The following is a 14,456-nucleotide window of genomic DNA, read 5'->3' as shown; positions in this document are numbered from 1 at the left end:
ATGACCAAACCGATTGGCCTCGACGCCGCCATGGATCTGGCGATCCGGGCCGCCGAGGAAGTCAAGGGCAGTACCTATCCAAACCCGCCCGTCGGTGCGGTGATCCTGGATGCGGCGGGGGTGGTTGCCGGGGTCGGTGGTACCCGCCCGCCCGGACAGGAACATGCCGAGGTGGTGGCGCTGCGCCAGGCCGGTGACGCAGCGGCAGGCGGTACCGCCGTCGTGACCCTGGAGCCGTGCAATCACCAGGGAAGAACCGGCCCCTGCGTGGATGCGCTTGCCGCTGCGGGTATTTCACGTGTCGTCTACGCCGTCGCCGATCCAAATCCACAGGCGGCCGGGGGAGCGGAGCGCTTGCATGCGCTGGGTATCGACGTCATCGATGGCGTGGGCACAGAGCTGGTCTCGGCAGGAACGCTGCGCGAATGGTTGTACAAACAACGTACCGGGCGTCCCCATGTCACCTGGAAGTACGGCGCCAGTGTCGACGGGCGCAGCGCCGCCAATGACGGCACCAGTCAGTGGATCACCAGCGAGCAGTCCCGCGCCGACGTGCACCGGCGCCGCGCGTTCGCCGATGCCGTTCTCGTGGGTACTGGCACCGTCTTCGCCGACGATCCACAGCTCACTGCGCGCACGCCCGAGAACGTGTTGTTTCCCCACCAGCCGCTGCGCGTCGTCATCGGCATGCGCGAGGTCTCCTCGGATGCAAAAGTATTGAACGACGACTCGCACACCATGGTGATCCGCACCCACGACCCGGCCGAGGTGCTTGCGGCGCTGGCGGACCGAACCGACGTCTTCCTGGAGGGTGGACCGACGTTGGCCGGGGCCTTCCTGCGTGCCGGTCTGGTGGACCGAATCCTGGCCTACCTCGCCCCAATGCTGTTGGGTGGCAACGTCCCCGCCGTGGAGGACGTGGGCGTCACCACCCTGTCACGCGCGCTGCACTGGGAGTACGACCAGATCGAACGCATGGGACCCGACGTGCTACTGAGCCTCGTTCCCCGCCTTGCGGTGTGAACCGATGAACAGCGCGATCACCGCGCCGATCACACAGACGATTGCCGTGATCGCGAACATCTCGCTGTACATCTCGCTGTAGGCGGTGATGCTGCGGTTCAGGAGCCGCATTTGTAGCTCCATGAAATTCGGCTTTCCGGTCGGCTTGGGTTCCTTGGCGGCCAGCGCATCGAAGTTCTGGTAGAAGCGGTGAATACCCCAACCGCCGAGGGCAGCCATGCCGATGAGCATGCCCGTCATTCGAGCCACCACCACGAGGGCCGAGGCGATGCCGTGCTGAGCGGCGGGCACAACGCGGAGAGCCGCGGATGACAGCGGTCCGATCACCAGGCCCAGACCCACACCGGCGACCACCAGGTCGGTGTCGAGCCGGGGCAGCGTGAAGAGCCCGAAGTTGTGCACGGCATCCAACACATCTACCGGCCAACCGGAGATCAGGTAGTACCCGAACGCGGCGATGAGCAGGCCGACGACGGCGATGATCCGATCGCCGAATCGGGTCGCGAGCCAGCCACCGATCACCGCCCCGATCGGCAGTGCGACAAGGAAGCGGGACAACAGGAAGACCGCGTCGGCCTTGTTCATCTGCAGCACTCCCTGCCCGAGCAGCTCGATGTTGACCAGTGTCACCATCAACGCCGCACCGGCGGCCAGGGACGCGGCCAACGCCGCGAAGAACGGGCCGAACCGCACGCCTTCTGGCTTGATCAGCCGGGTTTTGGCCCGCGATTCCCAGAGGATGAACGCCAGGAATGCGACCCCAGATCCGATCAGAACCGGCAGGGCCCACTCGGGTAGTGCCGAGACTTTCGGATCGGGGCTGTACAAGCCCACCACCAGCAGCGCCAATGCGGCGGCCAGCAGTGCGCCCCCGACGACGTCCACCTTCGGCCGATTCGGGTCGTGCTGGTGTGCGGGCACGCTGAACTGGACCAACACGATGGCGATGATCGCCAACGGCACGTTGACCCAGAAGATGGCGGTCCAGTGGCCGAACAGCCATACACACAGCACGCCGTACAGGGGGCCGAGCACGCTGCCCAGTTCCTGGGCGGCACCGATACCGCCGAGAACGGTCGCGCGATTGCGTTGCGCCCACAGATCGGCGCCCAGAGCCAGCGTGACTGGAAGCAGCGCGCCACTGGCCACACCCTGAATGATGCGGCCCGTGACCAGCATCGTCAGGTCGGTAGACAGCGCCGTGACGACCGAACCGATCGCGAAGCCCGCCAGCGCCAGCTGCAGGATGAGACGACGGCCGAATCGGTCGGAGGCCTGTCCCAGCAGCGGCATTGCGGCGATATATCCGAGTAGGTAACCCGTGACGATCGGAGTGACCTGCTGGATGTTGTTCAGCGCGATGCCGACGGTAGTCATGATGTCGGTGAAGACACTGACTACGACGTAGGTGTCCAGGGCGCCCAGGAGCACCGCCAGGCTTCCGGCGCCGATGGCGATGCTGCGATGCCGCAGGGGTAGGGAGGTACCGGGCTCCTCCGTCGCTGTGTGCGTCACAGGGCGGGCTTGTCGACCGTGACCGGCTTGCCCCAGTCGGACAACGACATCTCGATGGTGTTACCCGGCGAGGTGTCGACGCTGATCTTGGTCAGCAGGTGCTTGTCGTCCTTCTGGATCCACGCCTTGGCCGGAATGTCGGCGGTGAGCGTGGTGCCGCCGGTGAAGGTGTTCAAGGCGTCCTTGTTCATCGTTCCGGTCACGAGAACCGAATCGACACCGTCGACGGTCTCGACCTTTTGGGACTTGGCATCGGTGATGTTGGCCAGCAGGTTGGCCAGCCCCTTGTTGGGGTCGAGAATCAGCCCGATGTCGTAGATGTCCTTGACCGGTCCCATGCTGGAGTACGCGCTGCCGAGCTGCGCGAACAGCTCGCCGTCGACCACGACGAACGGCAGTTCCAGCCCCCCGGTCTTGGCGGTGCCCTTGGCGGCCACGGCGGGTGTGGTGGTCAGATCGCCGGTCAGGTCCGACAGCTTGAGGGTCGGCTTGTCGCCGGTGACCTTGAGCACGATGTGCGTGCTGGTCTGGGTCTTGGTGGTGGCCGCCGATTCGCTGAGCAGCGTGGCGGCCTCGGGCAGGCTGGGATCGGCCTTCTCGGTCTTGGAGCAGCCGGCCAGGGCGATGGCGGCGACGGCTACGGGGATAAGGGCGAGTCGGATGCGGTTGCGCATGGGACCGATCGTAGAGGCTGACCGCGACCACTGGGAGGCTCGCGACACGACGATGTTGCTGGCGATGAAATTGACACCCCAGCAATCCGACGCCCTGCTCATTTGCAGGGCGGGATTGTCAACCGAGGGCTGGTTGTGGTGAAAAACGTGAGCAGAGCACTGGCATGTGGCATGTCCACGGTCGCCGCTGCCGCCGGCATTCTCGTTGCTTCACCTGCGCTTTCATTCGCCGATCCAGCCTCGGAAACTCCGCCCAAGATTGTCGCTTTCCCGGGCATGTCGATTGTCCAGGGGGATAGCCGTTGCACGCTCGGCTATGTCGATCCGATATCGCGAATCGGTCTGACGGCGGGACATTGCAACGCCACCGGAGCGGTCACCGATCTGGGAGGGAACCGTGTCGGCGAGGTGCTGCTGATGAGCCGGAACCTGCCAACAGGCGGAGCGATCGGCCCCGGCGACGTCGTCTCGGACTATGAGGGCATCACGTTCGCGCCCGGGGTCGAGCTGAGCAGCAACCTGCCCAACGGGGTTGCGCTGCGCATGACCCAGAACGCGGGCCCCGAACCCGGGCTCCCGGTGTGCCTGATGGGCTCGGTGTCGGGCGAGACGTGCGGCAAGGTCGATGCGATCAACAACGGCTGGTTCACCATGACGGATGTCGGTGGGCAACATGGTGATTCGGGTGGTCCGGTGTACACCATCACCCAGCCCGGCCAGGCATTGCTGGTCGGCATCTACTCGCTGCGGTGGGGTGGAAAGCCCGCGGCCATGTCCTGGTCGGCGATATCCGCACAGATGCAGTCGCAGTTGGTGGCGCAGATCCCGGCTGCCGGGCCGGGTAACGGCGGTCCACCGCTGCCTGCCATGCCCACCCCGCCGCCGGTCGACGCGGTGCCCGCCGCGGCCTAGGCTTCGCCGGCTCATTTCGCGTTCGTACAGGGCGCATTGCGTTTTCTATTCTGGTACTGTGGCGCCGTTCTGGGGCCATTATTAAATTTGCTGAGCCTTCAGAAATTCCACAATGTCAACCATTGTGATCACACTGAATTTTGGAAGGTAGACATGAAGCGCATTGCCATTGCTCTCGCAGCCGTCGCGATAGCCATGGGGACTGTAGGGTGCTCCGCGAGCGACGATCGTGGGGGAAACATCGTGCGTATCGGCACCACAGAGGCGGGTAAAGACTCGTGGGACGTCTTTGTCGAGGAAGCAGGGAAGGCGGGAATCAAACTCGTCACCACCAACTTCACCGACTACAGCCAGCCCAATGTGGCACTCACTCAAAAACAGATCGATGTGAATCTATTCCAGCACCTTCGTTTCCTGGGTGAATACAACGTTGCCGATAACGCGAATCTTGCGCCGGTCGGTGCCACCTATATCGTGCCGCTCGGACTCTATTCGCAGAAGCACAAGCTGATTGCGGACATTCCACAAGGCGGACAGATCGCGATTCCCAACGACCCGCCCAACCAGGCGCGCGCGCTGTTCGTGTTGAAGGCGGCCGGGCTCATCGCGCTCAAGGGTGGTCGGACGACACCGAGTGTGGCCGATATAGACAGGGGTGCCTCCAGGGTCACCGTGACGCTGGTGGACGCGGCGCAGACCGCGTTGTCTCTCAAGTCGACCGACGGCGCCGTCATCAACAACACCTATCTGGCGCAGTCGAATATCGACCCCAAGAGCGCGCTCTACGCCGATGACCCGGCCAGTCCGGGCGCCGAGCCGTACATCAACGTCATCGTTGCGCGCGATGAGGAGAAGGACAATCCGACCTATCAGAAACTCGTCGATGTCTTCCATTCCCCGGCCGTCACCGAGGCATACGCCAAGGAGAGCAAGGGAACTCAATTGACCGTGACAAAGAGTGGCCAGGACTGCGCGTCCATTCTGGCGAGGATCGAGCAGCAGATCCGCGCCGAGAAATGACGGGAGCGGCGCCGCTCATCCGGTTCGAGAACGTCAGCAAGACGTTTCGGGTGGGCAAGAAGACCGTCACCGCCGTCGATGATGTATCGCTCGACATCGACGCGGGCGACGTGTTCGCCATGATCGGTTACTCGGGGGCGGGGAAGAGCACCCTGGTACGTCTCATCAACGGACTGGAGCGACCCAGCTCTGGTCGCGTGGTGGTGGACGGAGCCGAGGTGAGTGCCCTCGGGGAGCGCGAATTGCGCAGTCTGCGTACCGATGTGGGCATGATCTTTCAGCAGTTCAATCTCTTTCGGTCCCGGACCGTGGCGGGAAACATCGCCTACCCGCTGCGGGTGGCCGGGTGGACGGCCGAGAAGCGCGCCGCGCGAGTCGCCGAGCTGCTGGAGTTTGTCGGCTTGGGTGAGAAGGCCAAGAGCTATCCGGATCAGCTTTCCGGTGGGCAGAAACAACGTGTCGGGATTGCGCGTGCACTCGCGACATCGCCATCGATCCTGTTGGCCGACGAGGCCACCAGCGCTTTGGATCCCGAGACCACCGGCGATGTGCTGCAACTGCTGCGCACGGTGAACGACGAGTTCGGAGTCACCATCGTGGTGATCACTCATGAGATGGACGTGGTGCGTACGGTCGCCGATCGTGTCGCGGTGCTCGCCGATGGCAGGGTCGTCGAGTCCGGGACAGTCTTCGATGTTTTCTCGGCGCCGCAGAGTGAGGCGGGTAAACGCTTTGTCGGCACGGTTCTGCAGAACACGCCGAGTGCCGCAGATGTCGCACGAATAGCTCAGCGGCATAAGGGAAGCATCGTCTCGGTGGAGATCAGCGAGGGCGTCCAGATAGGACCGGCGCTGGCGCGTGCCACCGAGCTTGGGGTGCGTTTCGAGGTGGTCTACGGAGGTATCACTACTCTTCAGTCGCGCTCCTTCGGAAACCTCACGCTCGATCTTGAGGGTCCTGATAGTCAAGTGGCACAGGTTATTTCGGACTTGTCCTCGGTAACGACCATCCAGCAGGTGAGGCGATGACGACGAATTGGGAGCGGTTGCGCCCGCAATTGTTCGAGGCCTTTGGCGACACCCTGTACATGGTGTCGATCACCCTCGTAGTGGGCGGCGTGATCGGTCTGGGCTTGGGAGTGCTGCTGTACACCACCAGATCCGGTGGGCTGCTGCAGAACCGGGTGTTGCATACGCTGCTCAACGTAGTGGTGAACATCGTCCGGCCCATACCGTTCGTGGTGCTGATTGCCGCACTCGGACCGATCACACTTGGGGTGGTGGGGACAACCATCGGCACCACGGCGGTGGTGTTCGTGATGATCGTCGCGGCGTCCTTCGCGATTGCGCGCATCGTCGAACAGAACCTGGTGACCATCGAGCCCGGGGTCATCGAGGCGGCGCGTGCCGTTGGTGCCGGGCCGCTGCGGATCATCGTGACGCTGTTGGTGACGGAAGCGCTCGGACCGTTGATTCTCGGCTACACCTTTGTGCTCATCGGGATTGTGGACATGTCCGCGATGGCAGGATTGGTGGGCGGTGGCGGTTTGGGCGACTTCGCGATCGTGCAGGGATATCAGCGTTTCAACTGGCAGGTGACGATCGTGTCGACCGTCATCATCATCGCGCTGGTCCAGGCGGCGCAGTTCTTTGGAAACTATCTGGCGCGCAAGGCGCTTCGGCGATAGTTACGCGGGAGGTGTCGGCACGGCGGGCGCAGGTGCGGGCGGTGCACCCGGTGCGGGCGGCGCCCCCGGCGCAGGAGCAGCGCCCTCGGGCGCCTCGGGTGGGGTCCAGTGCCACTGTTCGGGGGCGGGCGCCTGCGAGTCGTCGCCCAATCCGGGAATGCGCGTTCCGGGAGGCGGGGCGGTGCCGGGCAGCGGCTGGTTGAGTGATTCCTTGGTTCCGCGGCCCACGATGCCGCCTCGCCACTGACCGTCCTGAACGCCCCGAACGAGCCTGCCCAGGTAGTCACCGCCGGAGATATCGGCGTTCTCTTCTCCGGGGTTGACCCCGTAGATCTCGCCCTTGCCGGGCTCGGCGGGCTTCAGGTTCTGCGGCAACAGGTACTGGTTGTTCAGCGCCCTGGTGTTCGGGGTGACAACGGGAGTCTCGACACCCGGTGCCGCTGGTGCTGCCGGTGCCGGATTCTGGCCGATCAGATTGGGATTGCCCACGATCGCCAGGTTGGTGGGTATGCCACCGGGGCCCTGTTCGGTGCCGGAGAGGGCGAGCGGATTACCGATCTGCGACGGCGGTGGCGGCTCCGGAGGGCCGGGAGGTGCCGCGGGGGCGGGCGCCGGGGCCGGCTCCGGTTCCCCGGGATCGGCGCCAGCGGTTGCCGCGGAGGAGAGCAGTGCACTAGCGGCAAGAGCCGCAGCCACCCCGATCTTCACGATGGACGGACGATCGGGGTTTCTCATGGCTGCGTCTCCTGTGCGCTGGACTTGATCGGACGGTCTGAACTAGACGGTCTTCGTGACGCCGTAGTAGGCGACGATATCGTCGTTGTCCTTGGACGAGCTGGTCAGCACGGCATACGAACGCAGGAACGACTGGCCGATGCAACCGTCGATCTTGATGTGCACGTCCTTGAGGGTGATGCGTACTTCGCTGCCCTTGTACTTCTTCTTGTCGACCGAGACGTTGATGACCTCACCGGGCTGGGGGTGCACCTCGATCTGGCCCTGAATGGGCAAGCCGAGGCTGCCGATGCCGCCGGTAGTCAGACCGACGTTCAGACCGATGGAGCCATTCAGCTTGACGGTGTTCAGGCTGATGCCGCAGCCGATCTGGTAGCCGGCTTCCAGCGTGCCGCCGGACAGCTTGGTGCTGCCGCCGCCCTTTGCCGAGCCGGTGAACGTGCCACCGGCGAGGTATTCGCGCGATGAGGTGGCGGTAGTCAGCGGTGGAATAGGCAGCTGGGTCTCATCCTTGGCGCCGACCGTCAGGGTCCAGCCGTCAGGGGTCTTGACGATGCCCGGATCTTCGGAGCCGACGACACCGTTGTCCGGCGGCGGACCGTCGGCGGGTGGCGGTGGGGCGTCAGCGACGGGCTGTACGGGTGGTGGGTCATCAGTGGGGTCCGCCAAAGCGAACGGAGCCGACGCCGCGAGCGCGCACACGGCAGTCAGGGTGACGAGACTCTTGAGCATGGGAATGGGGCCTCTCGTGGTCTTTTGTGGTGGGACGGCTGAGTGAGTTTCGGTCATCAACGTCAGACGGCCTTGGTGACACCCATGTAGGTGACCACGTCATCGGTGTTTTCGGTCGAGCTGGTGAAGGTTGCATACGAGCGGATGAAGGACTGTCCGACGCAGCCGTCGATCTTGATGCGGAAGCCGGTGATAGTGGTGCGTGAGGTGGTGCCCTCGAAGGACTTCTTGTTGACAGGGACGATAGTCACCGTGCCGGGCCTCAGGCCGACCTTGATCTGGCCGACCACACCGGCGCTGGCGGAAGGGACACCCGCCATGCTGATGGAGGGCTGGAGGCTGACACCACCCATCAGCTCCACGGGGCCACCGGTGATACCGCAGCCGATCTGGTAGCCGGCCTCCAACGTTCCACCGGCCAGCTTGGTCTTGCCGGAGCCCTTGACACCACCGATGAACGTGCCGCCCACCAGATACTCGCGGGAGGACAGCGCCGTCGTGAGGGGCGCCACTGGCAGGATGGTTTCATCCTTGGCGGCGACGGCCAGGATCCAGCCGTCTGGGGTGGATAGGGTGCCCGGCTCTGCCGACTGCAAGAAGCCATCGTCGACGGGCGGGGGAGGTGGCGCATCGGCCACCGGCTGCACGGGCGCCGGATCATCACCAGGTTCGGCCAGGGCGAGGGGCGCCGTCGCGGCGAGCGCGCATACAGCAGTCAGAGTGACAAGACTTTTCAGCATGGTGCGGTGGCGCCTCTCATTGTGTGGTGATGTCCATGACTTCTGTGAGGAAGCTGTCCCGACGAATGTTCAGGGTGCCGGATTGCTAAACGGTTAATGGACGGACAACAGTTATCGCCCAATGTCTATCCATTTCGTACGTCGGTACACACCGTTCCAACCGCGATGATTTGAAACGCGAAAAGCCTTCTGCCTCGGCGATTGTGACGAAAACCACTGGTGTCGTTACCGGTTCACGGCGATCGTTTGGGACTACCCCGTAGGGGTACCCAGCACACTTTTCAACGGCCAGTCGAATTTCGCGCCGTATAACGGTTGTTCAACTTTCGTTCACACTTGTGACAATTCCGCAACTCACCATCGAATATCGGTGCCGCCCTAACGCGACGTCTTATGGAATTCCCGGTACGGTCACGGCACCAGAGAATCTGGAGAGGAATCGATGAGGTCACTACATCTGTGTCGCAAGGCGCTCGTGCCCACGCTGGTTGCGATCGGTATGGGGCTGGCGGTTGTCCCGTCGGCGTATGCGGAGCCCGATCAGCCGGATCCTTCGGAACAACCCGCTCAGCAGACTGTTGTAGCGCCCGGGCCCGCCATCGCGTCCGCGCCGGCACCTACCTCCGATAGCGCCACTCCGGCGGCCATCGAGGCGTGCGCCAAATTCGCGACGGCACTCGATTACGCGGCCACCAACTACTCCGATTTTGCCGACAACCTGGCCGGTATGGAGGGCAACTACAGCGACACGTATGTCTCGTCCAGCAATGGCACGGGACGAGCCGCGCTCCGTGAGGCTGCATCTTTCGCCAATGAGGCGGCAAATACCCCGGAGCTTGACCCGGCGATCGCCGATCCGATGCGTTCGTGGGCGACGAACGCCAACAAGCTCATGATCCTCATGGGCGTCCGGGCACCGGTCGATGGTGTCAATGGGAAGGCCAACGACCTGAACACCGACGCGCACAACGTTCAGATGGCCTGCGCACTGGCGGGGACGCACGCTTAGCCCGGCGCGTTCGTCCTAGTCTGGTTCCATGTTCACTGGAATCGTTGAAGAGCTTGGCGAGGTCCTGGGCAGGGAGGATCTCGGCGACTCTGCCCGCCTCACTGTGCTCGGCCCGCTGGTTGTCGAAGACGCGAAACACGGCGATTCGATAGCTGTTAACGGCGTCTGCCTGACGGTGGTCGAGGTGCGCCCCGGAGGGGTCTTCACCACCGACGTCATGGGGGAAACGCTGTCGCGCTCGAGTCTGGACAAGATCGGAACCGGCACGAAGGTCAATCTTGAGCGCGCGGCCGCGGTCAACAGCCGGCTCGGCGGGCACATTGTTCAGGGGCATGTCGACGGCACCGGGAACGTGCTCGCCCGCACTCCGTCGGAGAACTGGGAAGTGGTGCGCGTCTCACTGCCCGCGCAGGTGGCCAGATACGTCGTCGAAAAGGGCTCGATCACCGTGGACGGGGTCTCACTGACGGTGTCGGCGCTGGGGCCGGATTGGTTCGAGGTGTCCCTGATTCCCACCACATTGGGTTTGACGACGCTCGGATCTGCCGAGGTGGGGACGCCGGTGAACCTCGAAGTGGATGTCATCGCCAAATACGTGGAACGCCTGCTCGAGCACCGTTCCTAGCTCCCCGGTTCCGCTGAGTGAACAGCGCTCGAATCGTTCGATTCGCGGTGGTTCATAATTAACATGCCCACACGCCCCTAACGAGAGTGGTCCCCATGACCAGGTTGGACAGCATCGAACGCGCTGTCGCCGATATCGCCGCCGGTAAGGCCATCGTCGTCGTCGACGATGAGGATCGGGAGAACGAAGGCGATCTGATTTTCGCCGCGGAAAAGGCCACCCCGGAGTTGGTGGCGTTCATGGTGCGATACACGTCGGGCTACCTCTGCGTGCCGCTGGCCGGAGAAGACTGTGATCGCCTCGGACTGTTACCTCAATACGCGGTGAATCAGGACAAGCACGGCACCGCATACACGGTCACCGTCGATGCGAAAAATGGTATCGGGACCGGGATTTCGGCGTCCGATCGCGCGGCCACGATGAGGCTGCTGGCCGATGCGACGAGCGCGCCCGATGACTTCACCAAGCCGGGTCACGTTGTTCCGTTGCGCGCCAAGGATGGTGGGGTGCTGCGGCGTCCGGGCCACACCGAGGCCTCGGTGGATCTGGCGAAGCTGGCGGGGCTACGGCCCGCCGCGGTGATCTGCGAGATCGTCAGCCAAAAAGACGAGGGCGCGATGGCCCAAACCGAGGAACTGCGGGTCTTCGCCGACGAACACAACCTTGCCCTGGTATCGATCGCGGACCTGATCGAGTGGCGGCGCAAGCACGAGAAGCATGTGGAGCGGATCGCGGAGGCGCGGATTCCCACTCAGCACGGAGAGTTCCGCGCGGTGGGCTACACGAGCATTTACGACGACGTCGAGCATGTGGCACTGGTGCTGGGCGATATTTCCGGGCCCGAAGGCGACGGCAATGATGTGTTGGTGCGGGTGCACTCTGAGTGTTTGACCGGCGACGTATTCGGTTCTCGCCGTTGTGATTGCGGTCCGCAGCTGGACGCGGCAATGGAGATGGTGGCCAAGGAGGGGCGGGGCATCGTGCTCTACATGCGCGGCCATGAGGGGCGCGGTATCGGCTTGATGCACAAGCTGCAGGCCTACCAATTGCAGGACGCCGGCGAGGACACCGTGGATGCGAACCTCAAGCTCGGTTTGCCTGCCGACGCGCGTGACTACGGTTTGGGCGCGCAGATTTTGGTAGACCTCGGGGTGAAGTCCATGCGGCTGCTGACCAACAATCCCGCCAAGCGCGTGGGGTTGGACGGGTACGGCCTGCACATCATCGAACGGGTGCCCCTGCCGGTGCGCGCCAACTCGGAGAACATTCGATACCTGCGCACCAAGCGGGACCGGATGGGGCATGACCTGGCTGATCTTGACGATCACCCTGAGGCCGACGGCGCGTGAGCGGCGAGGGCATCCCGTCACTGAAGGTCGGTGACGCATCGAGTCTCAGCTTGGCGATAGTGGCCAGCACCTGGCATGACCAGATCTGCACGGCGCTGCTGGAAGGTGCCAAGCGGGTTGCAGCCGACGCGGGGATCGATCGTCCGACCGTGGTCCGGGTTCTGGGTGCCATCGAGATTCCCGTCGTGGCGCAGGCGCTGGCCCGTACCCATGACGCCGTCGTTGCGCTCGGGGTCGTAATTCAGGGCGAGACACCGCATTTCAACTACGTGTGCGATGCGGTGACCACCGGGCTGACCCGTGTATCCCTGGATACCAGCACACCGGTGGCCAACGGGGTGCTGACCGTGAACAACGAGCAGCAGGCCCTCGACCGTGCCGGTCTACCGGAGTCCTCCGAAGACAAGGGTGCCCAGGCGGCGGCGGCCGCGCTCGACACTGCGCTGACACTGCGTCGGCTCCGTCAGCCGTGGACTGAGGCGTGACCGAATCGCCACGGGACGGCGCGTGGGAACTCGTCCTCAAACCGCATCTATCTCCGTACTTCGTGTACGCCGCTGCCTTCATCATCGCGGCCGCACATGTCGCGGTGGGGGTGCTGCTCAAGATCTCGCCCAATAGCGGGGTGATCTTCAAGACCTCCGACCAGATCGGTATCGCGTTGGTGGGCTTTGTCATCGCGGGTGTGGTCCTCATGTTCGCGCGCCCGCGGGTACGTGCCGGTGTGGTGGGTATCGAGGTACGTAATGTGCTGGGTCCCAAACTCATCCCGTGGTCCGAGGTAGTCGGAGTCTCATTTCCCGCCGGTGCGCAGTGGGCACGGCTGGACCTGGACGACTATGAATACGAGCCGTTGATGGCGATTCAGGCCATCGACAAACAGCGCGCCGTCGACGCGATGGACGCACTGCGCGGGCTGGTGGTCAAGTACACGGAGCCGTCAACGGCCTAGCCAGTCATGAGCGGGCCGGCCGGCCATCTCACTCAGTTTCCGGTTCTGGCGGCGATGTCCACGTATCGTGTCAATATCGACCGTGCCTGCGAATATGGCCAGGGCAGAGAGCTTGGAGAACGTGGCGACTACGAGAACTACCGCGCGCCGCGGGGGTGTTCGGGCGTCGCTGGCGTCCGTACGTAACGCCCACGACCTGTTTGTGGCGGGCCAGGTAGACGGTTCGTATCTGGAATCAATACCGCTGCCGCGCCTCGTCACCGAAAGCTGGCAGCGGAGTTTGGCGACCGGCGTCGATCCCGACCGTGGTCCCGGCGAGGCGGCCGCCGCGCGGAGCCTGACCGAGCTACGCAGCAGTCATCCGCTGGCTGGCGCGCTGCCCGTCATCCGTCGCCTGCTCGTGGACCACGCCACGGACTCGGGCGTACTTGTCGGAGTGACCGCTGCTGACGGCGCACTGCTGTGGGTCGAGGGCGACGCCGGTGCGAGCCGCAAGGCGGCGTCGATGAACTTTGTGCCCGGTGCCGACTGGAGCGAGCGGGCCGTGGGCACGAACGCCCCGGGTACCGCCCTTGCCCTGGATCGGGAGGTGCAGATCCGTGGCAGCGAACATTTCTGCAGGTTGGTCCGGCCATGGTCGTGCACCGCGGTGCCGATACACGACCCGCTGACCGGCGAGCCCCTGGGAAGCATCGATCTCACCGGCGGTTCGGCCGTTGCATCGGCCCAGACTCTGGCCTTGGTGCGTGCGACGGCAGTCGCCGTCGAGCATTTCATCGCCCTGAACTACCCGCAGCGCGGCCAGTCGGAAAGTGGTGTCGAACCGCGTCTGACACTGCTCGGCGCGGACCGCCCGATTTTGCATACCGACGGAGGACAGCACCGGCTGTCCGGTCGTCATGCCGAGATCATGGCGCTATTGCTGCGCCACCCGGAGGGTCTGAGCGCCGACCATCTGGCGATACTGCTCGACGAAAATGATCTCGACGTCGTCACTATCCGCGCCGAGATGTCCCGATTGCGGCGCATCGTCGGTGATGAGTTGATCGGGTCCCGCCCCTACCGGCTGCTCGAACATGTGGAAAGCGATATGGGTGATGTCTTCGCCGCGCTTCGATCCGGTGATGTAGCCAGGGCGATGGACCACTACTCGGGCCAGCTGTTGCCCCGCTCGGCAGCGCCGGCCGTTGCGCGGCTGCGCCTGGAGCTGAGCACCAGCCTTCGCGGCGCCGTACTTGCCGACGGTGATCTGCAGCTGCTGCGCCGTTGGCTCGACCTGCCGGAGGCTCGCGATGACCGCCAGGGATGGCAGGCGTTGCACGATCATCATGGTGCGGGCGCTGTCGGCCGCTCCGCGGCGCGCGGCCATCTCATTGCGCTGGACTCCGATCTCGCCTGAGCACCGCCCCTGTTGGCCGAAAGTTGCAACCGTGCTGCAACGGGCCAAAACCTACCTTCAGTGATCACCGACACATGTGATGTC

16 protein-coding genes are annotated in these 14,456 nt (G+C 64.1%); 11 read left to right on the top strand and 5 right to left on the bottom strand.

The window, feature by feature from the left end:
• Positions 1 to 1,023, top strand: coding sequence for a bifunctional diaminohydroxyphosphoribosylaminopyrimidine deaminase/5-amino-6-(5-phosphoribosylamino)uracil reductase RibD (gene ribD, locus BB28_RS13705; protein ID WP_046253888.1), 1,023 nt, complete (start codon positions 1 to 3; stop codon positions 1,021 to 1,023).
• Here the strand turns inward: ribD and BB28_RS13700 are convergent.
• Complete coding sequence (locus tag BB28_RS13700) at positions 991 to 2,538, bottom strand: MFS transporter (RefSeq protein WP_046253887.1); 1,548 nt, start codon at positions 2,536 to 2,538, stop codon at positions 991 to 993. The genes ribD and BB28_RS13700 overlap by 33 nt on opposite strands.
• Complete coding sequence (locus BB28_RS13695; RefSeq protein ID WP_046253886.1) at positions 2,535 to 3,212, bottom strand: LppX_LprAFG lipoprotein; 678 nt, start codon at positions 3,210 to 3,212, stop codon at positions 2,535 to 2,537. Before BB28_RS13695 ends, BB28_RS13700 begins: the two co-directional genes overlap by 4 nt.
• 171 nt (positions 3,213 to 3,383) lie before the next feature.
• Between BB28_RS13695 and BB28_RS13690 the strand changes: the two genes are divergently transcribed.
• The 4 genes from BB28_RS13690 to BB28_RS13675 all read left to right on the top strand — a co-directional run bounded on the left by BB28_RS13690 (position 3,384) and on the right by BB28_RS13675 (position 6,831).
• Positions 3,384 to 4,124, top strand: a complete 741-nt coding sequence (locus BB28_RS13690) for an Rv1815 family serine proteinase (protein WP_030093525.1) — start codon at positions 3,384 to 3,386, stop codon at positions 4,122 to 4,124.
• A 153-nt stretch (positions 4,125 to 4,277) separates the two neighbouring features.
• Positions 4,278 to 5,144 (top strand): MetQ/NlpA family ABC transporter substrate-binding protein, encoded by an 867-nt coding sequence (locus BB28_RS13685; protein ID WP_046253885.1) that lies wholly within the window; start codon positions 4,278 to 4,280, stop codon positions 5,142 to 5,144.
• Complete coding sequence (locus tag BB28_RS13680) at positions 5,141 to 6,172, top strand: methionine ABC transporter ATP-binding protein (RefSeq protein WP_046253884.1); 1,032 nt, start codon at positions 5,141 to 5,143, stop codon at positions 6,170 to 6,172. Before BB28_RS13685 ends, BB28_RS13680 begins: the two co-directional genes overlap by 4 nt.
• Positions 6,169 to 6,831, top strand: coding sequence for a methionine ABC transporter permease (locus BB28_RS13675; RefSeq protein ID WP_046253883.1), 663 nt, complete (start codon positions 6,169 to 6,171; stop codon positions 6,829 to 6,831). The genes BB28_RS13680 and BB28_RS13675 overlap by 4 nt, the downstream gene beginning before the upstream one ends.
• On the opposite strand, the gene BB28_RS13670 is transcribed toward BB28_RS13675, so the two are convergent.
• From BB28_RS13670 to BB28_RS13660, 3 genes are all read right to left on the bottom strand, one after another.
• Positions 6,832 to 7,566, bottom strand: a complete 735-nt coding sequence (locus tag BB28_RS13670; protein WP_046253882.1) for a hypothetical protein — start codon at positions 7,564 to 7,566, stop codon at positions 6,832 to 6,834. It lies immediately after the preceding gene.
• Positions 7,567 to 7,608: 42 nt separating this feature from the next.
• The gene (locus BB28_RS13665) at positions 7,609 to 8,298 is read right to left on the bottom strand and encodes an MspA family porin (RefSeq protein ID WP_046253881.1); all 690 of its coding nucleotides are present in this window, start codon (positions 8,296 to 8,298) and stop codon (positions 7,609 to 7,611) included.
• Positions 8,299 to 8,360: 62 nt separating this feature from the next.
• The gene (locus BB28_RS13660; RefSeq protein WP_046253880.1) at positions 8,361 to 9,038 is read right to left on the bottom strand and encodes an MspA family porin; all 678 of its coding nucleotides are present in this window, start codon (positions 9,036 to 9,038) and stop codon (positions 8,361 to 8,363) included.
• A 442-nt stretch (positions 9,039 to 9,480) separates the two neighbouring features.
• On the opposite strand from BB28_RS13660, the gene BB28_RS13655 reads away from it, so the two are divergent.
• The 6 genes from BB28_RS13655 (at position 9,481) to BB28_RS13630 (ending at position 14,372) form a co-directional block, all read left to right on the top strand.
• Complete coding sequence (locus tag BB28_RS13655; protein WP_046253879.1) at positions 9,481 to 10,047, top strand: hypothetical protein; 567 nt, start codon at positions 9,481 to 9,483, stop codon at positions 10,045 to 10,047.
• Between the two features lie 28 nt (positions 10,048 to 10,075).
• Positions 10,076 to 10,672, top strand: a complete 597-nt coding sequence (locus BB28_RS13650; protein WP_046253878.1) for a riboflavin synthase — start codon at positions 10,076 to 10,078, stop codon at positions 10,670 to 10,672.
• Positions 10,673 to 10,767: 95 nt separating this feature from the next.
• A complete protein-coding gene (locus BB28_RS13645; protein ID WP_030093516.1) occupies positions 10,768 to 12,021 on the top strand; it encodes a bifunctional 3,4-dihydroxy-2-butanone-4-phosphate synthase/GTP cyclohydrolase II in 1,254 nt (417 codons plus the stop codon).
• Positions 12,018 to 12,506 carry a 6,7-dimethyl-8-ribityllumazine synthase gene (gene ribH, locus BB28_RS13640; protein ID WP_030093515.1) on the top strand — a complete coding sequence of 163 codons (489 nt, stop codon included), beginning with the start codon at positions 12,018 to 12,020 and terminating at the stop codon, positions 12,504 to 12,506. Before BB28_RS13645 ends, ribH begins: the two co-directional genes overlap by 4 nt.
• Positions 12,503 to 12,973, top strand: a complete 471-nt coding sequence (locus BB28_RS13635; protein ID WP_046253877.1) for a PH domain-containing protein — start codon at positions 12,503 to 12,505, stop codon at positions 12,971 to 12,973. The genes ribH and BB28_RS13635 overlap by 4 nt, the downstream gene beginning before the upstream one ends.
• 121 nt (positions 12,974 to 13,094) lie before the next feature.
• Positions 13,095 to 14,372, top strand: a complete 1,278-nt coding sequence (locus BB28_RS13630; RefSeq protein WP_046255819.1) for a sigma-54-dependent transcriptional regulator family protein — start codon at positions 13,095 to 13,097, stop codon at positions 14,370 to 14,372.
• The last annotated feature ends 84 nt before the right edge of the window (positions 14,373 to 14,456 follow it).

This window comes from Mycobacteroides chelonae CCUG 47445, assembly GCF_001632805.1.
GTDB lineage: Bacteria > Actinomycetota > Actinomycetes > Mycobacteriales > Mycobacteriaceae > Mycobacterium > Mycobacterium chelonae.
Note: the sequence above shows the minus strand (reverse complement) of the source record. Positions and strands in the feature narration are given on the sequence as shown.